This is a genomic window from Albidovulum sp. (assembly GCF_049646345.1).
GTDB lineage: Bacteria > Pseudomonadota > Alphaproteobacteria > Rhodobacterales > Rhodobacteraceae > Albidovulum.
The window spans coordinates 1-5,924 of the sequence record NZ_JBARVQ010000618.1 but is presented as its reverse complement, the minus strand read 5'-3'; the positions used below and the strand labels follow the sequence as shown (position 1 = coordinate 5,924).

Sequence of the window (5,924 nt, the reverse complement as noted above, 5' to 3'; positions counted from 1 at the left end):
AATTGTGGATAAGTCTGGTGAAAAGAATTCGGCATCGGGAAATTTTCGTTGTATTCGGCAGGCTTCGTTGGTTTGCCTATTTTTTAGGCAGCGCCGCAAAAGTCTGAAAATTAACGATTTTTTTTTCGTGATCCGCGCAAATCCCTGAAAATATTGACAGAATCGTGACAGCTTAGTTACGCCAGCGTTACGAGTGCACAAGTCAAGGCCCCGCCCCCGATTTTCTTAACGGATTTCGCTAGTTTACACCCAAAATGTCAGGCGTCTTCCAGCCCAGATGTTGCCCCCCGTCAACGCAGATCAACTGGCCGGTCACGGCGGGCGCATCGAGGAAATACCCCAGGGCGGCACAGATATCGTCCGCATTCGCCCCCCGCGCGAGAACAGAGCCCGCGCGTTGCGCCCGGAACTGCTCTTCGCTCTGCTTTTCGCCCTTCAGCGTCGAACCGGGGCCGATCGCATTGACCCGGATATCGGGGCCAAGCGCCCGCGCTGAGGTTTGGGTCAGCGCCCAAAGCCCCATCTTGGCAATCGTATAGGTCATGAATTCGGGCGTCAGCTTCCTGACCCGCTGGTCGAGCATGTTGATCACAAGTGCCTGCGACCGTGCATCGCCTGCTTCGCTCACCGCCTTCGGGGCCTGTTTGGCGAAGGCCTGGGTCAGGACGAAGGGCGCGCGAAGGTTCGATTCCAGATGTCGATCCCAACTTTCGCGGGTCGCGCTGCGGATATTGTCGTACTCAAAAATCGAGGCGTTGTTGATGAGGATACTCAGCGGCCCGCCCAAGGCCTCCGCCGCCCGGTCCACCAATGTCAGGGTTTCCGCCTCGTTCAGGATATCGGCCTGAAGCGTCGCGGCCGTGACGCCCATCGCCCGGGCTTCCTCGGCCACTGCCTCAGCCTCATTGCCCGAGGTCGCATAGTGGATGGCAACATCATAGCCCCGCCCAGCGAGGTAAAGCGCCATCGCCCGGCCCAGCCGCCGTCCGGCGCCGGTGACCAGCGCGCGACCCGTCACGCCTTGCCCCCGCAGCTACAGGGCCCCTTGCCGATCAGCGGCCGCTTGCAGTCGGGGCAGCGTTTCATTCCAGTCTTGCCCGGCAGTTTGGGGAAGCGCAGGCGTCCGAACAGCGCCAGAACCGCCATGAAGATCAGAAAGAGCGAGATGATCTTGAAGATCATGTCAAAGCCCGTAGCGCGCCCAATGCGCACGCTCCTCGATCTGGTCGATTGCCTCGCCCAGAATGCGCCCGCCGAAGCGCTGGAAGATGGATTTTTTGACGCCGTAGGGTATGAGTTTCACCTTGTCGCCATAGACCGCTTTCAGTGTCGGCACCAGATGCGCGACACCGTCGGCCAGCCCCTGATCGACCGCTGCCTGCCCGACCCAGACGTCGCCGGTAAAGAGGTCCTGCCCCTCGGGCAGCTTGCCGTCGCGGCGGGTTGTGACTTGGGTCTTGAACGCCTCATGGATCGGTTCGAGGATCGCGCGCAGCCGGGTGACATCGTCGGGTTTCTCGGGGCGGAACGGGTCGAGGAAGCTCTTTGACTTGCCCGCCGTGTGAACACGCCGCTCGATCCCGTGGCGGGACATGAATTCGGGAAAGCCGAAGCTGGCTGAAATGACGCCGATAGAGCCGATGACCGAACTGTCATCGACCCAGATATCGTCACCCGCCGTCGCCAGCCAGTACCCACCCGAGGCCGCGACATCCTCGACAAAGGCATGGACGGGGATGGATTTTTCATCCGCCAGCCTGCGGATGCGCGCGGCGATCAGCGCCGATTGCACCGGTGAGCCGCCGGGCGAGTTGATCACCAGTGCGACAGCCTTGGGTTTGCCGCGTTTGAAGGCCTTTTCGATGACCGGCGCGAGCGCGGCATCGTTCAGCCCCGCTCCGCTGCGGCCACCGGCGGAAATGACGCCCTGCAGGCGGATCACCGCGACACGCGGTGTGGACTTGAGGAAGGGGATGAAGCGTTTCATGAGCACCGATGTAATCCGCTGGTGGCCCGGGAACAATAGTGGATGGCCGGATCAGCCTGCCGCCGCAAGAATGGCGACAAGATCGGCAGGGCCGAGTGCGGCGGGGTTGGCTTTCATCGAGGATGATGCGGCTGCCGCATTGGCCACAGCGGCATGGTCCTCAGCGCTCAGGCCTTGCACCGACAACCGCGGTAATCCTGCGCCGTGCATCCGGCGCTCCAGACTGCCGATCCCATCTTCGGAACCGAACGCCGTGCCGACCCAGCCTGCAACTTCGTCAAAGCGGCCCGCCTGAGGGGCCGAGGATGCCAGTGCAGCCCGGTTCGCGCGCAGGACATGCGGCAGAAGTGCGCCGCAGACCGCTCCATGTGCGGCACCGGTCAGCCCGCCGATGACCCCGGCCAGCCCATGCACCGCACCAAGCCCGGAATTGGCCAGCGCCAGCCCGCCCGACAGACTGACCCAGGCCATGCCGTCGCGCGCGCCTGAGTCCTCGCCCTTCATCAGGTGGCGAAGCGCGGCGAGCCCCTTTGGGATCGCGGCGCGGCAGAGCGCGTCGGTATAGGGGGTCGCGCGGGTGCAAAGGAAGGGTTCGATCACTTGCGTGATCGCGTCAAGACCCGAGGCGAGCGTCACGCCCCGCGGGCAATGATCGGTCAGTGCGGGGTCGATGACGGCCAGATCGGCCAGCATCCGGTCGTCCCTGAGGCTGACCTTGCGCCGATGCTCCGGCACGTCGATGACGGCGTTCTTCGTCACCTCCGCCCCGGTCCCGGCGGTGGTCGGGATTGCAACGAAGGGTAGGGGATCCGCATCCAGCCGCTGGCCCCTCCCGACGACTTCGAGATAGTCGAGCGGCACGCCCGAAGCAGGTAGCAGCGCCGCGATGGCCTTGCCAAGATCAATGGCCGCCCCGCCGCCAAGGCTGACGATGCAATCAGCGCCCCGCGCGGCGGTCAGGGCGTCCTCTAGCATCGGCAGGGTCGGCTCGGTTGGGCAGGCATGGGCGTGAACGCCGACCCCCTGCGCCTTCAGCACGCTGATCAGCCATGCGGCCCGCCCCGCATCGCGGCCATGAACAAGAAACAGCCGTTGACCCATCGCGGCGATCTCGGGAATGGCGGCCCGCGCCTCACCCCGGCCAAAGCGGATGCGTTTCGGCTGGACGATGGTAAATGCGGTCATACCGTCAATGTGGCAGCGACGGCCCGCTTCCACCTTGCATATTTCGCATCGCGCGTGGCACCGTCCATCGCCGGTTCGAAGCGGCGTTCCAGCGCCCAGCCCTTCCCAAACCCCTCTGCGTCCGGATAGACCCCGGCGCGCGCGCCCGCCAGCCATGCGGCCCCCATCGCCGTTGTTTCCAGCACATGCGGACGGTCGACCGGGGCACCGATGATGTCCGACAGGAACTGCATCGTCCAGTCCGAGGCGGTCATGCCGCCATCGACGCGCAACACACCCTTGGCCGCGCCGCCCCAGTCGGCGCGCATCGCCTCCAGCAGGTCGCGGGTCTGATAGCCCACACTTTCCAGCGCCGCCTTCGCAAACTCGGCGGGACCGGAATTGCGGGTCAGGCCATAGACCGCCCCCCGGCAATCGGCGTTCCAATAAGGCGCGCCAAGGCCGACAAAGGCGGGGACGAGCACAACATCCTGCGCCGGGTCGGCCTTGTCGGCCAGCGGCTGGGATTCGGCCGCTTCGCTGATGATCTTCAGCCCGTCCCGCAGCCATTGCACCACCGCACCCGCGATGAAGATCGAGCCTTCAAGCGCATAGGTCGGTTGGCCGTCGAACTGATAGGCGATGGTGGTCAAAAGCCGGTTCTTCGAGGCGACCGGGGTTTCGCCGGTGTTCAGAAGTGCGAAGCAGCCGGTGCCATAGGTCGACTTCATCATGCCCGGCTGGAAACATGCCTGTCCGATCGTCGCGGCTTGCTGGTCGCCCGCGACGCCGTAGATCGGGATTTCGCGGCCGAAGAGGTCGGCGCTGGAATGGCCGAAATCGGCGGCGCAGTCGCGCACCTCGGGCAGCATCGACATGGGGATGTTCAGGAGCTTGCAGATATCCGCGTCCCAGTGTCCGTCGCGGATACTGTAGATCAGCGTCCGCGCGGCGTTGGTGGCGTCGGTCGCATGGACGCGGCCGCCTGTGAGTTTCCAGATCAGGAAACTGTCAACGGTGCCGAACAGAAGATCACCGTTTTCTGCCTTCGCCCGCGCGCCATCGACCGTGTCGAGCAGCCAGGCGAGCTTGGTGCCCGAGAAATAGGGGTCGAGCAGCAGGCCGGTCTTTTCCGTCACCATCGGTTCATGGCCTGCGGCCTTCAGCCGGGCGCAGATGTCCGAGGTCCGCCTATCCTGCCAGACGATGGCGCGGTGGATGGGGGTGCCGGTCTTGCGATCCCAGACCAGCGTCGTCTCGCGTTGGTTGGTGATGCCGATACCCGCGATATCCCTGGCCTGAATCTTCGCCTTTTCAATGACCGCACGGGCGGTCGCCACGACTGTGGACCAGATATCGGCAGGGTCATGTTCGACCCAGCCCGAGGCGGGGAAATGCTGGGTGAATTCCTCCTGTGCGGTGGCCTTTACCTTCATCGCGGCGTCGAACAGGATCGCCCGGCTTGAGGTCGTGCCCTGATCGATTGCGAGGATATAGGTCATGTCGCCCCCTTCTTCGCCATCCATCCGTCCAGCGCCGCGATCTGTTCGGCGCTGAGGCGCAGCCCCAGTTTCGTGCGGCGCCAGACGACGTCCTCGGCGGTTGTTGCGTATTCCTTCTCCATCAGCCAGCGGAGTTCAGCTTCCGTCAACCCCGCGCCGAAACCCCGGCCAAGATCAGTGGCTGATATCGCATCGCCAAGGATCATCGATGCTTCGGTGCCATAGGTGCGGATCAGCCGCCGGGTCGTGAAGGCATCAAGGAACGGGTAGCGTTCCGCCAGATGGGCGATGAGAGCATCCACACCATCGACCGGAAAATCCCCGCCGCACAAAGGCACACCAGCCGTCCAATTGGGTTTCGTTACCTTCAGGATCGGCGCGATCTTCGCCATCGCGGCCTCGGCCAGCTTGCGATAGGTGGTGATCTTGCCGCCGAAGACATTGAGGATCGGCGCGCCGTCGGTGTTCAAGGTCAGCACATAGTCGCGGGTCGCCGCACTGGCCGAGCTTGCACCATCGTCATAAAGCGGGCGGACGCCGGAATAGGTCCAGACGATATCGTCCCGCGTTACGGGTCTCGCGAAATATTGCGAGGCGAAATTGCAAAGGTAGTTCTGCTCGACCTCGCTGCAGCGCGCATCCATGGGATCGCCGTCATGGTCCTGATCGGTGGTGCCGATCAGGGTGAAATCCTCCTCATAGGGGATTGCGAAGATGATGCGCCCGTCGGTGCCCTGAAAGAAATACGCCTTGTCGTGGTCGTAGAGCCGCCTCGTCACGATATGCGAGCCGCGCACGAGCCGGATATGCGCCTTGGGTTTCAGATGCGCCGTGTCGCGCACGATGTTTTCGACCCACGGGCCGCCCGCATTGACGAGCATTCGGGCGCGCATGGTCTTGGTCCGGCCGTTCAGGGCGACCTTGACCTCCCAAACCTGCCCTTCCCGGCGTGCATCGATAACCTTTGCCCGCGTCATGATCTTCGCCCCCCGCGCCTCGGCATCGCGGGCGTTGAGGGTTACAAGGCGCGCGTCCTGTACCCAGCAATCGGAATATTCATAGGCCTTGCGGAACTTCGGGTTCAGGGGCGCGCCAGCGGGGTCGCTGGCCAGATCCAGCGTCGCTGTGGCAGGCAGGATCTTCCGCCCGCCCAGATGGTCGTAAAGAAACAGTCCCAGCCGGATCAGCCATGCGGGCCTTCGCCCGCGCATCCACGGCATGACGATGGAGAGAAGCCGAGAGGTCGGCGTCGCACCCTCGAACCGCATATC

The 5,924-nt window shown here is 63.8% G+C and carries 6 protein-coding genes; all 6 read right to left on the bottom strand.

Translation table 11 applies throughout. The features are described 5' to 3' along the window. Positions 1 to 238: 238 nt before the first annotated feature. On the bottom strand, positions 239 to 1,018 hold the full coding sequence (locus WBB85_RS16180; RefSeq protein WP_432639626.1) for an SDR family oxidoreductase: 780 nt from the start codon (positions 1,016 to 1,018) through the stop codon (positions 239 to 241). Further along, positions 1,015 to 1,182, bottom strand: a complete 168-nt coding sequence (locus WBB85_RS16175; protein ID WP_432639625.1) for a hypothetical protein — start codon at positions 1,180 to 1,182, stop codon at positions 1,015 to 1,017. Before WBB85_RS16175 ends, WBB85_RS16180 begins: the two co-directional genes overlap by 4 nt. A gap of 1 nt (position 1,183) precedes the next feature. After that, complete coding sequence (locus WBB85_RS16170; protein WP_432639627.1) at positions 1,184 to 1,987, bottom strand: S49 family peptidase; 804 nt, start codon at positions 1,985 to 1,987, stop codon at positions 1,184 to 1,186. Positions 1,988 to 2,038: 51 nt separating this feature from the next. Continuing rightward, positions 2,039 to 3,172: an iron-containing alcohol dehydrogenase gene (locus WBB85_RS16165; RefSeq protein ID WP_432639624.1), complete on the bottom strand. Its 1,134-nt coding sequence runs from the start codon at positions 3,170 to 3,172 to the stop codon at positions 2,039 to 2,041. Next, complete coding sequence (gene glpK, locus WBB85_RS16160) at positions 3,169 to 4,653, bottom strand: glycerol kinase GlpK (protein WP_432639623.1); 1,485 nt, start codon at positions 4,651 to 4,653, stop codon at positions 3,169 to 3,171. Before glpK ends, WBB85_RS16165 begins: the two co-directional genes overlap by 4 nt. After that, the coding region (glpD, locus tag WBB85_RS16155) for a glycerol-3-phosphate dehydrogenase (RefSeq protein WP_432639622.1) at positions 4,650 to 5,924 on the bottom strand (1,275 nt) is incomplete at its 5' end. The genes glpD and glpK, both read right to left, overlap by 4 nt.